The organism is Halalkalibaculum roseum, from assembly GCF_011059145.1.
In the GTDB taxonomy this organism is placed as follows: domain Bacteria; phylum Bacteroidota; class Rhodothermia; order Balneolales; family Balneolaceae; genus Halalkalibaculum; species Halalkalibaculum roseum.
Genome location: NZ_JAALLT010000002.1, coordinates 485817 through 504329, shown reverse-complemented (window position 1 = coordinate 504329; position 18513 = coordinate 485817). Strand labels below are relative to the sequence as shown.

The window sequence follows — 18513 nt, the reverse complement described above, 5'->3', positions numbered from 1 at the left end:
TATTAATTTAAAAATTATAATTGCGTATGATGCCGGTAGCTTCGCGAACCGGACCCATAACTGTCTCGGCCCTTTCACGCGCTGTCTTACTGCCTTCCCTGAGAACATCCATAACATAATCCTCGTTCTTTTGCAGTTCCTTGCGTCGTTCGCGGGCCTCTGCAAAATAATCGGTAATCATGCCCAGCAGTTCCTTCTTGGCATGACCGTAGCCATAACCACCTGCACGGTACTTATCTGCTATCTCCTTACGTTTCTTTTTATTGGCAAATAGTTTTATCAGGGCAAACACATTACAGGTATCCGGATCCTTCGGTTCGTCAAGTGGCGTAGAATCCGTTTCAATGGACATTACCTTTTTCTTGAGTTTCTTGCCCTCATCAAAAATCCCTATGGTATTGCCATACGATTTGCTCATCTTGCGCCCGTCAATGCCGGGAACAACAGCAACCGACTCTACAATATATTCTTCAGGCAGTTTAAGCAGTTCCTTATCGTACACATGATTCAGTTTGCCGGCGAGATCTCTGCAAATCTCGATATTTTGTTTTTGATCCTGTCCTACGGGAACCAGGTCAGAATTATATATTAAAATATCCGCAGCCTGCAGTATCGGGTAGGTAAACAGTCCGATATTCGGGCTCAATCCCTGAGCCACTTTATCCTTATAGGCAACTCCTTTTTCCATCAGGCTTACCGGACAAAAAGTTCCCAGTATCCACGCCAGTTCGGTTACCTGGGGTACATCGCTCTGGGCAAAGAAGGTACACTTCTCTGGATCCAGACCGAGTGCAAGGTAATCCAGTGCTATATCCAGGGTATTCTCCCTGATTTCCTTACCGTCGTTAATAGAGGTCAGGGAGTGATAATTGGCGATAAAATAGAAGGCATCACCTTTCTCCTGCATCTCAATATGCTGGCGTATTGCACCAAAATAGTTGCCTAAATGCAGTTTGCCGGAAGGCGTAATACCTGATAAAATCGTTTTCATTATTTGTTTTGTAGAATTATTTGGAACTCAGATTAAAAAAATTATGCAGATTCAAGCAGAAAGAAATAAAAGTAATATTAAAACCGTGATATCAGCTGCATCCGTTTAATCCTCGTTTAATTTATTGTTCAATTTCAAGCGCCACGCTAAGTGCTTCAACCAGCGCGCCTGCTTTATTTCTTGTTTCTTCGAATTCCTTTGTAGGATCACTGTCGGCTACAATTCCTGCACCGGCCTGTATATAAACCTTGTCTTCTGTAACCACCATCGTTCTGATTGCAATACAGGTATCCATATTGCCTGAGAAATCAAAATAACCTACCGCTCCCGCATAGGGTCCCCTCTTGTCTGGTTCCAGTTGATCAATAATCTCCATGGCCCTGATCTTTGGAGCGCCGCTTACCGTTCCCGCGGGAAAACACTGCATGAGTGCGTCAACAGCGGTCTTAGATTCGGCCAGTTCACCTTTAAGATCCGAAACGATATGCATCACATGAGAATAGCGTTCAATAACCTGACTGCGAACCGGTTTTATCGTTCCGGATTTGCAGACTCTGGAAAGATCATTTCTTCCCAGATCCACCAGCATCACATGTTCAGCTATCTCTTTGGGATCATTCTTAAGATCTTCTTCCAGTGCCAAATCTTCTTCGGGAGTATCTCCTCGAGGCCTGGTACCCGCAATGGGCAGGAGTTCGGCTGTTCCTTCCTGAACCCTCACCAAAACCTCAGGTGAGGAACCCACAAAAGAAAATTTTCCGAAATCCAGGAAAAAGAGATAGGGTGATGGATTAACCATTCTGAGCGCTCTGTACAGCATAAAGCGGTCACCCTCAAAATCTGTTTCAAAACGCTGGGACAAAACAACCTGGAAAATGTCCCCTTCATAAATATGCTCCTTGGCCGTTTCGACCATTGCTTCAAAAGTTTCTTGCTCCATATTGCTTTTCAATCGCTCAGGATAAATGGTAAAGGAATCCTTACCGCGTGTTGAATCATATACCAGTTTTTCCATGGCATCGAGAGCTTCCTGAGATTCCCCGTAAAGTTCTTCCAGGTTGGATTCTTCCTCAATGAAAGCTGTTTTGATAATCACCACCTGCTGCTTCACATGGTCAAAAGCAAAGATCTCATTGTAAAATGCCCAAATGGCTTCCGGTAGATTCAATTCATCTTCAGGAACATCAGGAAGTTCTTCCACTTCCCGAACGGTATCATACGAAGAGTAACCTACAGCACCACCCGTCAATCGCGGGAGATCCGCCAGTTTAGGTTCAGAATAGGCAGTGGTTAACTCTTTAAGTACATCAAAATAGGGGCGATCCATTTCTTCACGGGTACCATCTTCCTTCTTGAGGCTAACTGATTCACCGTCAAACTCAAGTAGCTTGTAGGGATTCCGTCCCAGGAATGAATACCTGGCCAGTTGTTCCCCGCCCTCTACCGATTCGAGTAAAAAAGGATATAGAGCTCCTTTGCGGATGTTTAGAAACAGAGATACCGGCGTCAGTACATCAGCCATTAACCTGCGATACACAGGAATGGCTGTGAAGTCTTGGGCCAGTGATTTAAACTGCTCAAAATTCATAGCTTACCTAAATAAAAAAACCCACTTCAGTTTCCATCAGTGGGTTTAGAAATCCTAAAATTTGTTGTCAATTTCCTATAACCTGCCCACTGCTTCTGTAATAAGAAGCCATCGCCAAGAATTGTATGTATGGACGTTGGGCATTTGCATGACGCAACGAAGATAATGGCCCGCGGCTCTAAAATCAACAAGTTTATTTACTTGCAATAAAGAGTATATTTAAATTCATCAATGAGCCTACTAACCCTGAATGAAGGTGATGCCCAAACAACCTCTGTTATCTATTCTGATCGGTATAGTTGCCTCATTGATAGTAGTAGGAAGTGTGAGAGCCCAGGTGTATGGGCCTGTTCCTTCACCCTATGAATCGATCCAGGAGAATACCGTTTCGGTTATGGCTGCCTATGGGGAAACGCTTTGGATTGGCCCCGGTTTGAACCGTAATATTGCCAACGCTCCCTCCTGGCACTATCCCGAAGGAGCTACTAAAGTGACTGACGGACCGGCACGCGTTTTTTCACTAACGCTGGGCCGAGATACGGTTATTGCAGGATTGGGTTATTCAAAGGAAACGGCTGATGGAGAGGTAAAAACAGGAGATGGTTTCCACCTCTCCTTTGATGGCGGACAAACCTGGCTCTACAGTCCACAATATGTTGAACAGGAAGATGATACTGTTATTATATACGGTGGCCAGTCTTATTCCAAACTGCCAATAACCGTGCCGCAGCAATCTCCCCCCTTCGAGATTGATCATTTTGGGGATACCATCCTTTCGGCAAATTGGGCATCAGGCTTGATTCGCAGCAGGGATTTAGGTGAGAGCTGGGAACGGCTTATCCTGCCGCCACAGTCGGCCGATCGTCTGGTACCTGAGCAGAGCTATACCTTTACCTCAAGTAGCGGAAACAGTTATGATCCCAGGTTTGATCAGAACCTCCTGGGTTTTGCTGTGCTGGTTGATGATGATCAAATAGTTTGGGCAGGTACGGCAGGCGGGCTTAATATTTCTGAAAATGCACTGAAGGCCTCAATTGATAGCATTCGATGGGAACACGTGCAGGTAACCGGTGACAACAACGGACTGATTAGCAACTGGATAATAGATATTAAGCAACAGCCGGGTACGGGTGACATCTGGATGACCAACTGGCCTTCCGGTCTGCAACCTAGTGAACAGTATGGAATTGTACGCACCGCCGACGGAGGTAACACTTTTGACCGTTATCTGCTGGATGAAAAAATTAATGACCTGGGTTTCAACGGTTCTTTCATTTATGCTGCAGGCGATGACGGTTTATTCATAAGCCCGGATAACGGTCTTAACTGGAATCAATATGAACAAATTGAAAGCGTAAATACCTTTATCAAAAAGGAGGCACAATACCTATGTGTAGCCACAACCTTGGAGAGGGTTTTTGTAGGTACAACAGACGGAATAGCCTCAACTGCCAATAATGGAGAAAGCTGGCAGATTACTAGGGTCAACTTCCCACTGGCAGGCGGTAACCGGTACCAGCAAGAAGCTCCCGATGTGGAAGCCTATGCCTATCCGAGTCCATTTTCTCCCACAAGGCACGGTGTTGTACGCATCAAATTTGAAGTGGAGCAACAAGGTGATGTAAAAGTCCGGCTCTTTGATTTTGGGATGAACCTTATCCGTGAAATTGAGAACGGCTCATTCAATTCAGGTACATACGAAGCGGTATGGGACGGTATCAGTTCGGGCGGGCGTAAGGTTGCCAATGGACCGGTTTTTTACCTGATAGAGACTCCCCGCAATGTGATCAAGGGTAAATTTTTGGTGATTGATTGATGAACTCTATAAACGTATATAAACTTAATTTAAGAGACCTTTTCGTGATACGCTTAGCCGGTTTATCGTGTATACTGGTACTTATAGTATTTCTATCACTTTTTCCTTTCAATGCCGTTGGACAACCCGCGGGCTATGCCGGTTCGTTCTCTCGCATAGGATTCGGTCCCAGGGGTATTGCTATGGGAAATGCATTGACGGCTACGCATACAGAGGGAGTTTATGCCTACTACAACCCGGCTCATGCGGCCTTTTCCGATGGCGGGAATCAGATTGACCTGTCCACTGCACTGATGAGTTTTGATCGTAGGTTTAATAGCCTGAATGCAACATTTAAACTGCCACCTTCCGCCGGTCTGACTATCTCCCTGCTCAATGCAAATGTAAAGGACATCGATGGTCGAACTGCCAGCGGATACTACACATCTGATCTTAAAACCAGTGAATTCCAGTTGTCAACTTCCTTTGGAATCAATATTAGCACGAAATTAGCTTTGGGGGTTGGGGTAAAACTCAACCTGGCCGATTACCATCCCGAAGTCTCTCCGGCCCGGGGAGTCGCTTTTGATATCGGGGCGCTATTCCGGCTATCCAACAAGCTCTCACTGGGCTTTACAGCCCAGGATCTCCTGGCATCATATAGCTGGAATTCTTCTGACTTATACGGTGACGAGTCACTAGGTGACCGTACCGAAACCTTTCCAACCCGTTTAAATCTTGGAGCTGCTTATTATCTCAAATCAGTGCTTATTGCTTCAAGTTTCGGGTATTTAATACATGATGAGGAACATTTTGAGCAGGCAAAGGTAGGAGTTTCCTGGCTGGTGCATCAACGAATAAGCCTGAGAGGCGGTTGGCAAATCGATGATCTCAACAATATTACAGATGCTCAACGTCCGGGTGCCGGGTTTTCCATCCATCTTCCTTTTGACATTTTGGAACCATCTGTAGATTATGCCTACCTGAAAGAACCCAGCGGCGTTTCTTCCATGCATGTATTCGGACTAAGATTGAATTTATGAACTTGAAAATAATATTCTTTATTACCCTTCTTTTTACGCTGGGGCATATTTTTGCTTCAGCCCAAAGTACCGGATTTGAACTGTTGACTACCGGCCCCAATACCGAAGCCCTTGGTTTGGGTGAGACTACCACAGCCTATCTTTTGGGAGCTTCAAACCTGTATACCAACCCGGCGAATCTGGCCTTTGAACCGTCTTCCGGATTCAATGCCGATTATTCACTATGGATTGGCGGACTCACCAATACCCATGCAGCGGTGAATTTTAAAAGAAATAGAAGCGCCATAGCTTTTGGACTTTTAGCTTCACAGGCAGATGACTTCGAATTAAGAAGCCGCCCGGGCCCTTCACAGGGATCCTTCAGTATCAGTTACCTTTCCCTATCGGGAGCTTATGCCTTAAACTATAGAAATCTAGCCATAGGTGCTTCGTTTCAGTATCTAAGGGAAGAACTCTACATCTATAATGCATCGGGGTATGCTATAAATGCCGGTATCTCGAGCCACTGGTTCAACCGGAAACTTTATGTTTCAGCTGCATTGCAAAATGCCGGTAAAATGGATGAGTTGAATACAGAAGCTACACGGCTACCTGCTTTAGTCCGTGTCGGTATCAATGCGCGTATTTATGAACTCGGGACTGGGGAAAACGATTTCCCTGTCTCAATTTCTGTTCTCTCGGATGTTGTAATTCCCGTAAACAATGACCCGATGAACAATACAACTAATACCCATGAGCAAGACGAAGCTTACCTAAACTTTGGAATATCTGTCACTGCGGCAGATATCTTAACTTTGAGAGGTGGCTATAAAACAGGGGAAACAACCCGGCCCTTGAGTTTTGGTACCGGGATTATATTAAATAATATAACGGCCAACTATGCCCTGGTACCTTTTGAAACCGGCTTTGGAACCGTGCATTCTATAGGAATCGGTTTTACTTTCTAAAAATCCAAGAGACTACATACGATTGGTTTTACCTAGCCTTCCTGAAACTCTTCTTCCTCACCGTTATCACCAAATGCTTCCTTCCAGAAGGTTATGGCTCCCAAGGCGATTCCTTTCAGGATGAATGCAGAAAATACAATCATGAGTCCGATTTCCTGCAGAAAAACAATCAGTATACCGTAGAAAATAAAAAGAAACAGGCGCCCTTTGTATTTCTTTATCGATTTCTTATCAAAACTGGGCATTTTATCAAAGGGTATGGTACTGACCATAATAAAAGAGAGCAGGACAATTAGCGGGATCAACACGGTATTAATCCCATTTTTGAAGTCCATGAATAGTTCCATCCGGTCGAAAAAGGTCAGGTAAAAAGAAGAAATCATGATGGCCTGTGCCGGAATAGGCAGACCCTTGAAATAATCCGGACGACTTTCCTGGGCATCGACATTATAACGTGCCAGTCTAACGGCCCCACAGAGTGGTGGTAAGGCACTTAGTATGATCCCTACAAAAGGGAGGCTGTTGAGACCAAAGGTATAGAGGAGAAAACCCGGTGCTACACCGAAGGAAACCACATCACTTATTGAATCCAGTTCTATACCGAATTGGCTGGTGGCATTGGATAGGCGTGCCATAAAGCCGTCAAGTGCATCAAAAAGTCCTGCGAAGACGATCAGCCAGGCTCCGAAAAACAGTCGGCCTTCCGCGATACTGATAATTGCGAGAAATCCGCAGAACAGATTCATTAAGGTGAAGAAACTGGGAACAACAATTCGTGGTATCTGCTTTCTTTTCCCGCCGTTTTTCTTTTTACGGCGCTGCCTGAAACGCTTCCACTTTTGTATGGGATATTTCATTCGCTGGAGACTGATGTCTGCGATTGCGATTCTGTGTGTTGCGCCTCAGCTTTGTCCGACTTTATTATCTTTCCCAAAACAGATTCGCCTGCTACCGTCCGGTCGCCCTCTTTAACCGAAATCTCTACATCGTCGGGAAGCAGTACATCCATCCTGGAACCGAATTTCATAATGCCAAATCGGCTGCCGGCCTTCACTTCATCCTGTTCACTGATGCTGTACACAATACGTCGAGCCAGAAATCCGGTAATTTGGCGAAAAAATATTTTGATTCCGTTATTCATCTTCAAACCGAAATCCGCCCGTTCATTCATGCTTGAAGCCCGCTCATCCCACGCCATAAGGTACACCCCGGGATGATATTTTACATACTCTATAGTACCCGATGCAGGAACACGATTTACGTGAACATTGAGAGGTGAAAGAAAGATACTGATTTGGGTAGCTTTGCTGTTCATGTAAATCTCTTCCTCTACCTCTTTGACCATCACAACTTTGCCATCCGCCGGTGATATTATCAGGCTATCGTCTTCCGGTGTAATACGATCAGGATCACGAAAGAAAAACAGTATAAACAGTGACAGAATTAATGAGAGGGCATAAATACCGTAAACCAACCAGTGATCAATGTACAAACCGCCAAGTATACTTATAGCAATGCCAAACACCAGCACAAATGCAATGTTTGAATACCCTTCTCTGGCAATCATATATTAACCGAATTGTCTGAGTATGTCGTTAAATGTCACAAAAATGAACAGTGCAATGATAAGCAAGAAGCCTATTTGCTGCAAAGCCATCCGTACTTTGGGTGACGGTTCTTTTCGTGTGATCCCTTCATAAAGGAGAAACATCACGTGACCGCCATCCAGTACCGGAATCGGCAGAATATTCATAATCGCAAGTGTGACGCTTAGAAGGGCCGTAATGTTCCAAAAGCCGTTCCAGCCTCCTCTATCGGTGGCTTCTTTGGTGATGCTGGCAATAGCAACAGGACCTCCGAGGTTGTCCCTTACTGAAATGGAACCGGAAAACATCTTTCCAAAACCCTGAATAATTCCGGTAAATACTTCTTCGGTCTTTTCCACACCAACACCTAAAGATTCAAATACCCCATACCTGAATCGCTGAATATCAAACTCATTATTGGGGTCTGGGGCATAGATGCCAATCGTATTGTCGCTGCTTAAAGCAACGCTATACTCCAGTGTCTCCCCATTTCTTGCAACAGTTAGATTAACAGAATCTTCTGATGTCTGAATTTTCTGTGTCAGCTGAAGCCAATAATCGATCGGTTCTCCGTTTATGGCTGTAATGCGGTCACCCGCTTGAAGACCTGCTTCGGCTGCCGGGGTACCTTCAGCTACATCACTGATCCGGCTGGGCAGGGCATTCCCAAGCGTTATAAAACCTTCCTGATTAATCTGATCGAGTGCGCTGTCAGGCAGAGCAACGGTCACTTGACTGCCATTTCTCATTACCGTGTAAGTTACATTCGATTCGGTGAGCTGGGCCGGCGAGAATAACTCATTGAAAAAAGTCACATTCTGATTGTTTACACCTACAATGCGGTCACCTGTTCGAAACCCAATATTATGTGCCAGTGTACTTTCAGCAACATAGATTCCCTGCACGCTGTCATTAGCCACTTTCGTTTCGCCGCTGGTAAAGGCGATTCCGCCAAAAATCAGAACGGCCAATATCATATTGAAAATTACACCGGCAGTAATTACAATCATGCGTTGCCATACCGGTTTGCTACGGTATTCCCAAGGTTTCGGCTCTTCATCCAGATGCTCGGTATCCATGCTTTCATCAATCATACCGGATATTTTTACATACCCGCCAAGCGGTGTGGCGCCGATACAGTAATCGGTATCACCTTTTTTAAAACCCCACACTCTGGGTGGAAAACCCAGTGAAAAGCGCTCTACCCGCATGCCGAATAGCTTGGCAGCGAGAAAATGTCCCAGCTCATGAAAAAATACCAGTATGAGCAGGGCCAAGGCAAATATGCCTATTGTCGTACTTATGTCAATAATCCATTCCATAGGGTAAATCTTGCTTCTTTAGATGGTTAAAGCCAGTTCTCTGGCTTCTCTATCAATTTCTTTTAAAGATTGTATGGTTAACTCCGCCTTCGAGTGTAAACGTTCAAGACAGGTTTCAATTATGCGAGATATGCCAATATAAGGAATTTCTTCATTTAGAAAGCGATCCACAGCTATCTCATTGGCGGCATTCAAGACAGCCGGCTTGAATCCCCCCTCCTCGATGGCATTAATTGCCAGCTTTATACAGGGGAATTTATCATAATCTACAGGCTCAAAATTAAGATCAAATGCTGCTGTCCAGTCTAATGTCGGTGCCTCCAATGATATGCGATCGGGATAGGTCAACGCATACAGTATTGGTACTTTCATCGTCGGGGGACCAAGCTGGGCTTTACTTGATCCGTCCACAAATTCAATAACCGAATGAACAATGCTCTGTGGATGAACGACTGCTTCAATCTTAGACAGCGGTAAATCAAAGAGCCAGTGAGCTTCGATAATTTCCAACCCCTTGTTCATCATGGTTGCAGAATCTATTGTGATTTTTGACCCCATAGACCAGTTCGGGTGATTAAGGGCATCACTAACAGTGATATCTTTCATTTGTGCCATCGTCCATTCCCTGAACGGACCACCACTTGCCGTAATGATCAATTTACTAATGGTATCGTTGCTCTCACCCACCAGGCACTGCAGCATAGCACTGTGCTCAGAATCGACCGGTACAAGCTTGCCTGTATTCTCTTTCAACAAACGGTTTATAATAGCTCCACCTACAACAAGTGACTCTTTATTGGCAAGTGCCACCTTCTTTCCTGCTTTAAGAGCTCTGCATGTGGGTTCAAATCCTGAAAAACCGACCAGGCTGTTTAAGATAACATCGGCCTGTTCCAGGGCAGCCAGGTCTCCCAGAGCTTCGGCACCGGCTATGATTTCAACATCCGTGGTAAGAGCTGCTTTAAAATCATCCAGATGGTCGGCATCGCACACCAAAGCATATTTAGGATGGAATTCATTTACCTGCTCTGCGAGTTTGCGCCAGTTGGTGTTGCAACTCAGCGCCAGAACATTAAACCGGTCGGAATGCTCATCAACGATTTCCAGGGCTTGTTCTCCAATAGACCCTGTTGATCCAAGTATGACCAGATTTTGTTCTTTCAAATGCATTACCTCTGTTTAAAAATACCTGTGAAGATCGGAATTAACTTCGAAGAATTAAAAAAGAATTGTCACCTGACAAACGGACCTTTTATTGAGTCAGAATGATTATCGACCAAGAAAGAACGGAATGTTTACTTCCACAATTCCAGTGCCGCTTTATACATCAATGCATGAGCTTGTACTGTGTCCTTGAGCGTTGGACCATATCCACCGGAAAGCAGCAAGACCAGGGGTATATCTTCACTGATGACTTTCTTGATTACTATTCGATCCCGGTTATAAAGCCCGTTTAAGGTGAGTGATAGCCTTCCGAAATGGTCTGACTCCAGGGGATCTATACCACCAAGATAAAAGACCAAATCAGGTTCAAAGTCGTTGAATATGTCATCCAAAGCATCACCCAGCGTATCCAGATAGTGCGAATCGAGTGTCCCGTCAGGCATACCGATATCCAGGCTAGACGGCGGTTTCTTGAAGGGATAGTTCTTTTCACCGTGGATGGAAAAAGTAAAAACATTCTCATTCTCTTTCAGAATTTCTGCTGTTCCATTACCCTGATGCACATCGCAGTCAATTACTAATATCTTTCTCGCCCACATGGTTTGCTGCAATACCTTAATGGCCACTGCCACGTCGTTAAATACGCAGAACCCCTCTCCGTGATCTGCCATTGCGTGATGCGTCCCTCCTGCCAGGTTCCCGGCGATCCCATCCTGTAGTGCCATAAGCGCCGCATTGATCGTACCCTGCACTGCCAGACGTGATCGTATGGCCAGCTTCCTAGACCAGGGCAAACCCAATCTTCGCAATTCTTTGCTTTCCAGATTTCCTGTCATAATGCCGTTGGCATAGCGAGGAGTGTGTACCGAAAGGAGATTGGCCATATCCACCATCGACGGGGCAATGATATCGGAATCCGATATCAGATCCTGCTCCAGTACATAGCGATACAATCCTTCAAACTTCCTCATGGGAAAGATATGCTCATGGGGTATCGGAGCGTAATAGCCCGGACTGTAGGAGACTCTCATTTGGCTTATTAGTTACTGCTTTCCTTGAATTTGGTGTTAGATTCTATTTGACGACTTAGGTATAGGGTATAAGGTATAAGTGGAGGTCATTTCCTCTGTGAAACTCTGAGGTTTCTCTGTGTAACTCTGTGATATAGCCACTGTTTAAAAGAATTAAGCAGTTCCTTATACCCTATACCTTATTCCTTATTCCTTAAATCTAATAACCCCTAACATCCTGCCACTCTTTTCCTGTTCCCGCCGGTAGGAATAAAAGCGATCAGCATCATCCACGGTGCATCCTTCATCTATCTCTATGTTACCGGCTTGAAGTCCGAGTTCATTAAGCTGATCGGTCAGAAATACTTTTAAATTGACGTGGGGCTTCCTGTAGTTAGTATAGTCTACATGTTCGCGCGGAAATTGTTCGGCTACTTCCTCTCCTACTTCAAAGTTTTTTTGCGATATACACGGACTAATGAAGGCTTTTATTTGCGAGACTTTAGCACCCAGAGAGTTCATAACAGAGACGGTTTTGGGTACTATGTCACCTGCCGCACCCCGCCACCCGGCATGTACTGCAGCAATGATTCCCTGTTCAGAATCTGCCAGCAGAACCGCGGCACAATCAGCAACCTGAATAGCCAGACTTAGTCCTTTTACGTTTGTTACCAGAGCGTCAACGTTACCATAGGTGCCCCCGCTTTCTACCATCTGTACCCTATTGCCATGCACCTGCTCAGCAAAAGCAATGTTATCCGGATCTATTCCCAGGGTATTCAAAAGCTCGCTACGATTTTCATTAACCACCTCCTTCTCCTCCCGGGTATTAAACCCAAGATTCAGTCCCGAGATATTCCGAGCGTCATTGTATAACTCTGCATTTTTGCAGGTAAACCAGGCATAGATGGAACCCGTATCCTTAAAAATTTCAGGCCTTATCAGCTCAGGCTCACGTTTTGATTGCATCATGTAATTTCTTTCTTATTTCCTTAATGGGAAATGACTTTCCGGTCCACAATTCAAACGACCGGCTTCCCTGATACATCAGCATCTCGAGTCCCCCTATAGTTCTTGCCCCGGCTTCTTCAGCCAGGCTCAGAAATCTGGTTTTCAATGGTGAGTATACGATATCGTAACAGAGCTTGCCGGAGAGGATATCCATCTCTTCCTCCAGAATAGGTGCTTCATCCGCTTTCGGAGACATACCGATAGGTGTAGCATTAACTATCAGAGCAGCTTCTTCACCAAAGGCAGTCCAGGAATCATATCCTTCAACACGTACACTCTCTTTATCAAAGGAGCCTTTATTTGTTGAAGGATTGCGGGAGATCAAAACAATCTCAATGAAGCCTAGATTATCCAGGGCATGTATAATCGCTTTTGTCGCCCCGCCGGTGCCGAATACGATGGCCCTGCCCTCTTCCAGTTCTTCTGCATAAGGTTCCAAAGGCACAGAAAATCCATAGCTATCGGTGTTATAGCCAGCCAATGAATAAGAATCCTTGACAATGGTATTGATCGCCCCTATATCAGAGGCTGTTTCATCAAGCCTGTCCACAAAATCCATTAAAACCTGTTTATACGGAATCGTTATGTTGGCACCTTTAAACGATGTATCATTTAGGTGTGCTGCCAAAGTCGACAATTCATGCTGTTCCAGCCGAATCGCGTGATAAGTTATATCGATATCGTAATAAGCGGCTGCAGTATTATGCATCAACGGCGATAAGCTGTGTGACACCGGATTACCAAATAACAGAAAATGCGGACGTGAACTGAATTCGGAATTTCTAAACTCGGTTAAATTCACAAAAAATTTGATCTTATAACTTTATTAAATCTATTTATTAGATATAACTTCCTAATCAAGCAATCAGGTTTAGTAAAGTTTAATCAGGATTGAATTATAAAAAAAATGCGCACCGGCAAGTGCGCATTTTAAAATCAATATGTGAAGGTGGAATGACCGTTAGACGGTTACCTCGTCTTCTTCCTCTTCGTTTTCCTCGGCTGCTGCAATAGTTTCTTCAGCTTTCTGTTTAAAGGTTTTGCTCTCAACCTCTTCTTTGAAACGCTGAAGATCTTTCTTTAATTGAGCAGGCAGGCCCTGGATGTATTTGGCCAGTTCTTCTTCGGGTTCTCCGAAAAATGTACGGCAGTCAAGGCTGAAGTCAACACGAGTTCGTTCCCCGTTGTCAAGCGGAGTGAATCGAATAGTACCGGTCTGATTTAAATTGCCGTTTATGGTTATCCAGGCAAACCTTGTATTTCTGAGATCATCAATGACATTGGTAGTCCATTGATAATCAACACCGCCGATTTTGGCTGAAAATTCAAACGTTTGGGAATTGATTTTGGTTACGTTGTCAATTCGTTCGAAAAAGTGTGGAAAATAGGAAGGGTCGCTTAGATGTTCATAAACTTTGGCAAGTGGCAGATCAACTTCAATTCTTTCGTGCGCCATAATTATTTATACTTCTATATTGAAAGGTTAGGATTACGTATTTAACGATGGAAAAGGCCCATTGTATTCTGAAAGTAGGAATAACCCACAATGCAATTAAAATAAACATATTTTACTTCATCAGCAATTAAATTACCGATCATCTTTGAGCTTTTTAAAATCTTGCTACACATCGATGGCAGCATTTATCCAATCGAGTCTCATACGTAAAATTCTTTGCCGGCTATGCCCGCTTGCTATACTGCTTATATCTGTTTTAGCCACTCCTGTCAACGGTCAGGTCGATATTACCGGATTCATAAGAAACTATAATGCTATTCAACATTCGCAGGATAATGAGATACTGATCGGAAGAAATCGAGTGCGTCTGGATCTCGGAAAGTCTTTCTCTATGGGCGATATCTCCATATCGGGCGATGTGCAAAATCTCTACAGTGCTTCATCCGACTCATTGCGCTTCACATTGCGAGAGGCCTATGTAGATCTATATTTTAAAAACAGCGATTTGCGGCTCGGCAAGCAGATGCTGGTCTGGGGAAGAGCCGAAGGCACATTCATCACGGACCTGTTGACTCCTGTAGATCTGAGTGAGTTCCTCACGCAAGATTTTGCCGATATCCGGCAGGGAGTTACTGCACTCAATTATACCTATTATCTAGGCAGTGATTTTGTTCAGTTGGTGGTGAATCCTGTTTTTAATCCCAACCCAATCCCCGCCCCCGATAGCCGCTGGTTTCCCCGGCAGATCATTCCTACGACTATCAACACCCGGTACACGGAACGCGATGATGAGGCTGGTTTAAGTGATGTTCAGTTGGCCGCAAGGTACGGATTTCGTTCGAATCTAAATTTTGATCTCGACCTTAACCTTCTTTATTGGCATTACCCAAATCCGACATATGCAAAAGATCTTAGTATTAGCATTAACCAACCGGGTGGTGTACTGGAACTGACGGAGACTTATTCTCAAAGCTTTATTGCTGCTTACTCAGGAACGCTTCAACTTTTTGATAAGCTGCTGGTCACTTCAGAAAGTGCCTATTATCAACGGCGAAGTTTTGACTACTTATCTTCCGAATTGCGCGATTTGAACATACAGGACCCGACCCTGTTTGAACAGCTTCAGATCGCACAGATTTTTGCCCAGATTGAGGATGGTTTTATTAAGGAGAAGCCTTTTCTGGTATCTATGATCGGTTTACAATACGAACTGTTTGATTTCACTATAAGTACACAGTTTGTAAATGAACATATCTTAAAGTTCGATTCCGAGATACTTCAGGAGCAAAACTATTACTACAGCACCTTGTTGCTGCAGCGTAGTCTGCAACGGGATAAATTTCTCTTCCGCTTTTTTGGCAGGTACAACTACAATAACGACGATTTCTGGCTCAACCCGGAATTGACCTACTCCGGAATCGACTCATTTGAAGCAACCATTGGATCCCAGCTTTTTGGAGGCAAAGAATCTGATCCGTTTTACGGGCACCTTTCGTTCAGTTCTTTTGAATCCAACAGCTTCAGCTATCTGAAACTATCTGCCTATTTCTAATTGGTTTACCTGCCGGGTGAAATATTTTTAACACTATTCCACTGTTCTGCGGAATTTCTTTTCGTTTCTTGTAGTTATGAGTGCTCTGAAAAACAAGCATAAATACTACAGTGAATAGACTGGCTGAAATAATTTTAAAACACCCTAAAAGCTTTTTAGGGATATTCTTTATTCTTACCCTATCTGCATTTTACCCTGCCCTGCAGATTACCACGGACTTTAATCTTGAAAATTTCTTCCCAAAGAATGATCCTACCATTAAAGATTATCAATACCTGGAGGAAGAATTTGGCCGCGATGATAATGTTATAATGGTCGGCTTTGAATCAGACTCCCTGCTGACTAAGGATGTACTGAGGGATCTTAAAACAATTACCGATTCGGCTTCCAATATATCCAACATCAAGGAAGTGAGAAGCATACTCTCCGCCCAGCAAATAAATAAAAGCGGGCAACGGCTTAGTTTCGATGACTACTTCGATACAGAGAACCTAAATACACTTTCAGATTCCACCAAATCAGCCTTGCTTACCGATCCCTTTGCAGAAGGGTTTTTGATCAATAAAGAAGGTAATGTTACGGCATTTTATCTTGAGATAGAGAGCGGTAAAAATAACTACAGTTCAAGGGAACAGATTATAAGCGAACTTCATGATGTACTGCAGCCTTATCAGAATAGTTATGAGTTCAAAATCAGCGGTATACCCTACTACAGGAACCAATATGTGCAGTACCTTAATGAAGAAATCTTGTTTTATATATCCATTTCGTCAGTACTGATTATACTGTTGCTTTGGGTACTTTACCGGAGTGTGACCGGTATCATCATACCTATGCTCATTGTATGGCTCACCATCCTGTTCACGCTTGCCGTGATGCAGGTGACCGGTGGATACTTTGAAATTATGACCAGCACGATTGCTCCGATTCTGCTGTGTGTAGGGATTGCTGATTCCATCCACATGATCTCGAAGTATGACGATGCCAGGTTGCAAGGTATGGATAAGCCCCGCTCGATCAAGGAAACGCTCATAACGCTGGGTAATGCAACTTTTCTGACCAGCATCACAACTGCCATCGGTTTTGGTACCCTCATGACCTCTGATATCGTGCCTATGAAACGCTTCGGTATCTATACAGCTGTCGGGGTTATGATCGCTTTTCTGGTTACCATATTCTTTGTGCCATCCAGTCTGCGTATTATTAACGTTAAGCACATTTTTAAAGATAAAAGCGCTGGGATTTTTAATTTCTTCAGCCGGTCCCTCAAGAAACTCTCCCAGTTCAATCAGAGAAATTATCGTAAAGTTACGTTCTGGTTCCTGTTGGGGACTATTGTAATTGGAAGCGGTTCTACATTTCTAAGGGTTAACGGCAAAGTATTCGATGAACTGGGAGAAGAGACAGAGCCTATTCAACATGCCCGCTTTTTTTCTGAAAATCTCTCCCCCCCTTTCCCAATGGAGTTCATCATTGATACTGGGCAGGAAAACGGTATAATGAGTCCAGATTTTCTACGAAGAATAGAAGCCTTTGATTCCTATATGTATTCTTTTCCCGAAGTGGAGCGCACCATCACCTTCAACACCCTGTTGAAAGAGGTCCATCAAACGATGGCTCCGGAGCAATCAGCTATAAATGAAATTCCGGATAACGAGCAATTGATTGCCCAATATCTACTCCTGCTTGAAGTGAGTGATACCGAGTTTTTGGATCGGGTTACTGATTTTTCCTATCAAAAAATTAGGGTAGCGGCGCAAATTAGAGATGCGGGATCTTTTCGGGTGACACAAATGAGGGATTCGCTCTCTGCTTACCTAAATGATCAATTCCCCGAATCTAAAATCACTATTACCGGTTCAACCATTTTGAGTGCCGATTTGAATGGCAAGATCGTCAACTCCCTCTTTAAAAGCATTGCCCTAGCATTTGTTTTGATTTCAGCTATCATGGCGTTTCTGTTTAGAAATGTGAGGATGATTATCCTTTCACTGGTGCCAAATATTCTTCCTCTTATCATGGTGGCCGGCATAATGGGCTTTACCGGTATAGACATTAAATCGTCAACAGCTGTCATATTTACTATTGCCTTTGGAATAGCTGTAGATGACTCCATCCACTATTTGGCGCGCCTCAGGGTTGAAATGAAAAGGGGTGCCTCGCTGGATGAAGCGCTCAGCATTGCCACAGAAAAAACCGGAAAAGCCATCATCGTAACGAGTCTCATACTTCTGGCAGGCTTCGGAACCCTGATGACCAGTGTATTTACTTCCACAGTCTACATGGGTCTGCTGGTCTGCCTCACCGTATTCGGTGCCTTGCTGGCCGACCTGGTACTGCTGCCTTCACTCTTTTACTGGATTCGTCCTCAATTCTCGTTTATGAAAGACGGCCAGCAACCTGCTCCCAAATTAGAGCATGTACCTTCTGAGCGGGAGCCGTTGCATCAAGAGTGACAAATCGTTCTTCTGATACAGCCAGAGAGTCAAATCCTTTGATGACATTTCGGTAAAACTCATCACCTGAGAGTTCCATCCTGTCTTTCTGTTTATCCTTGTTGCGCTTTTCAGCTTCTTCAAGACTAATTTCCATGTAGAACGTGAGATCAGGTTCGTGGTGGTGGCTGGCAATTTCATTTATCTCACGGATATTTTTTATAGGGAGAGACTTCCTGCCGTATCCCTGGTAAGCGGTTGTGGAATCGTAAAAACGATCGAGGATGACGATGGTACCGGATTCCTGGAGCGGCACTACCTTTTCGGCTACCAGCTGCGAACGGGCTGCTGAGAAGAGTAATAGTTCGGTAACCGGATTTATGTTATGATTGGCATCCAGAAGAATTTCACGAATTTTTTCGGATATATCAGTCCCGCCCGGTTCACGGAATACCTCTACGCTATGCCCTTCTTCCGTCAGTTTTTCTTTTAACAGTCTGATCTGTGTGGTCTTCCCGCTGCCGTCTATACCCTCGAATGTTATAAACACTGGTGAAATTAATTTTTTCGTTTAATTTTCGACCAATATAACAATCCTTAGACCTATTTCTGA

At 44.2% G+C, this 18513-nt stretch carries 16 protein-coding genes; 5 read left to right on the top strand and 11 right to left on the bottom strand.

Annotated features, from left to right (window positions below; translation table 11 throughout):
- Positions 1-7: 7 nt before the first annotated feature.
- Positions 8-991, bottom strand: a complete 984-nt coding sequence (gene trpS / locus G3570_RS06305) for a tryptophan--tRNA ligase (RefSeq protein ID WP_165140393.1) — start codon at positions 989-991, stop codon at positions 8-10.
- A 121-nt stretch (positions 992-1112) separates the two neighbouring features.
- Positions 1113-2579, bottom strand: coding sequence for an anthranilate synthase component I (trpE, locus tag G3570_RS06300; RefSeq protein WP_165140391.1), 1467 nt, complete (start codon positions 2577-2579; stop codon positions 1113-1115).
- A gap of 259 nt (positions 2580-2838) precedes the next feature.
- Here trpE and G3570_RS06295 point away from each other — a divergent pair, with 259 nt between their 5' ends.
- Genes G3570_RS06295 through G3570_RS06285 form a run of 3 tightly spaced genes read left to right on the top strand, consistent with a single transcriptional unit; the run spans position 2839 to position 6364 of the window.
- Positions 2839-4395: a flagellar hook assembly protein FlgD gene (locus G3570_RS06295; protein WP_165140389.1), complete on the top strand. Its 1557-nt coding sequence runs from the start codon at positions 2839-2841 to the stop codon at positions 4393-4395.
- Positions 4396-4439: 44 nt separating this feature from the next.
- Complete coding sequence (locus tag G3570_RS06290; protein ID WP_165140387.1) at positions 4440-5417, top strand: PorV/PorQ family protein; 978 nt, start codon at positions 4440-4442, stop codon at positions 5415-5417.
- Complete coding sequence (locus tag G3570_RS06285) at positions 5414-6364, top strand: PorV/PorQ family protein (RefSeq protein ID WP_165140385.1); 951 nt, start codon at positions 5414-5416, stop codon at positions 6362-6364. The genes G3570_RS06290 and G3570_RS06285 overlap by 4 nt, the downstream gene beginning before the upstream one ends.
- Before the next feature lie 32 nt (positions 6365-6396).
- Here G3570_RS06285 and pssA read toward each other — a convergent pair whose 3' ends face one another.
- The 8 genes from pssA to G3570_RS06245 all read right to left on the bottom strand — a co-directional run bounded on the left by pssA (position 6397) and on the right by G3570_RS06245 (position 13913).
- Positions 6397-7221 (bottom strand): CDP-diacylglycerol--serine O-phosphatidyltransferase, encoded by an 825-nt coding sequence (gene pssA, locus G3570_RS06280; RefSeq protein ID WP_165140383.1) that lies wholly within the window; start codon positions 7219-7221, stop codon positions 6397-6399.
- Positions 7218-7931 carry a phosphatidylserine decarboxylase family protein gene (locus G3570_RS06275; RefSeq protein ID WP_165140381.1) on the bottom strand — a complete coding sequence of 238 codons (714 nt, stop codon included), beginning with the start codon at positions 7929-7931 and terminating at the stop codon, positions 7218-7220. The genes pssA and G3570_RS06275 overlap by 4 nt, the downstream gene beginning before the upstream one ends.
- Before the next feature lie 3 nt (positions 7932-7934).
- Complete coding sequence (gene rseP / locus G3570_RS06270) at positions 7935-9272, bottom strand: RIP metalloprotease RseP (protein ID WP_165140379.1); 1338 nt, start codon at positions 9270-9272, stop codon at positions 7935-7937.
- An 18-nt stretch (positions 9273-9290) separates the two neighbouring features.
- Positions 9291-10436, bottom strand: coding sequence for a 1-deoxy-D-xylulose-5-phosphate reductoisomerase (locus G3570_RS06265; protein ID WP_165140377.1), 1146 nt, complete (start codon positions 10434-10436; stop codon positions 9291-9293).
- A 131-nt stretch (positions 10437-10567) separates the two neighbouring features.
- Positions 10568-11467 (bottom strand): histone deacetylase family protein, encoded by a 900-nt coding sequence (locus G3570_RS06260; protein WP_165140375.1) that lies wholly within the window; start codon positions 11465-11467, stop codon positions 10568-10570.
- 186 nt (positions 11468-11653) lie between these two features.
- A complete protein-coding gene (pgeF, locus tag G3570_RS06255) occupies positions 11654-12418 on the bottom strand; it encodes a peptidoglycan editing factor PgeF (RefSeq protein WP_165140373.1) in 765 nt (254 codons plus the stop codon).
- Entirely contained in the window at positions 12399-13259 is an 861-nt protein-coding gene (gene aroE / locus G3570_RS06250; protein WP_346267227.1) for a shikimate dehydrogenase, read from the bottom strand. Before aroE ends, pgeF begins: the two co-directional genes overlap by 20 nt.
- 159 nt (positions 13260-13418) lie before the next feature.
- Complete coding sequence (locus G3570_RS06245; protein WP_165140369.1) at positions 13419-13913, bottom strand: SRPBCC family protein; 495 nt, start codon at positions 13911-13913, stop codon at positions 13419-13421.
- Between the two features lie 175 nt (positions 13914-14088).
- Here G3570_RS06245 and G3570_RS06240 point away from each other — a divergent pair, with 175 nt between their 5' ends.
- Both G3570_RS06240 and G3570_RS06235 read left to right on the top strand, forming a co-directional pair.
- On the top strand, positions 14089-15465 hold the full coding sequence (locus tag G3570_RS06240; RefSeq protein WP_165140367.1) for a DUF1302 family protein: 1377 nt from the start codon (positions 14089-14091) through the stop codon (positions 15463-15465).
- A 110-nt stretch (positions 15466-15575) separates the two neighbouring features.
- Positions 15576-17921 carry an MMPL family transporter gene (locus G3570_RS06235; protein WP_165140365.1) on the top strand — a complete coding sequence of 782 codons (2346 nt, stop codon included), beginning with the start codon at positions 15576-15578 and terminating at the stop codon, positions 17919-17921.
- Here G3570_RS06235 and tmk read toward each other — a convergent pair.
- Complete coding sequence (gene tmk / locus G3570_RS06230; protein WP_165140363.1) at positions 17845-18450, bottom strand: dTMP kinase; 606 nt, start codon at positions 18448-18450, stop codon at positions 17845-17847. The genes G3570_RS06235 and tmk overlap by 77 nt on opposite strands.
- Positions 18451-18513: the final 63 nt, after the last annotated feature.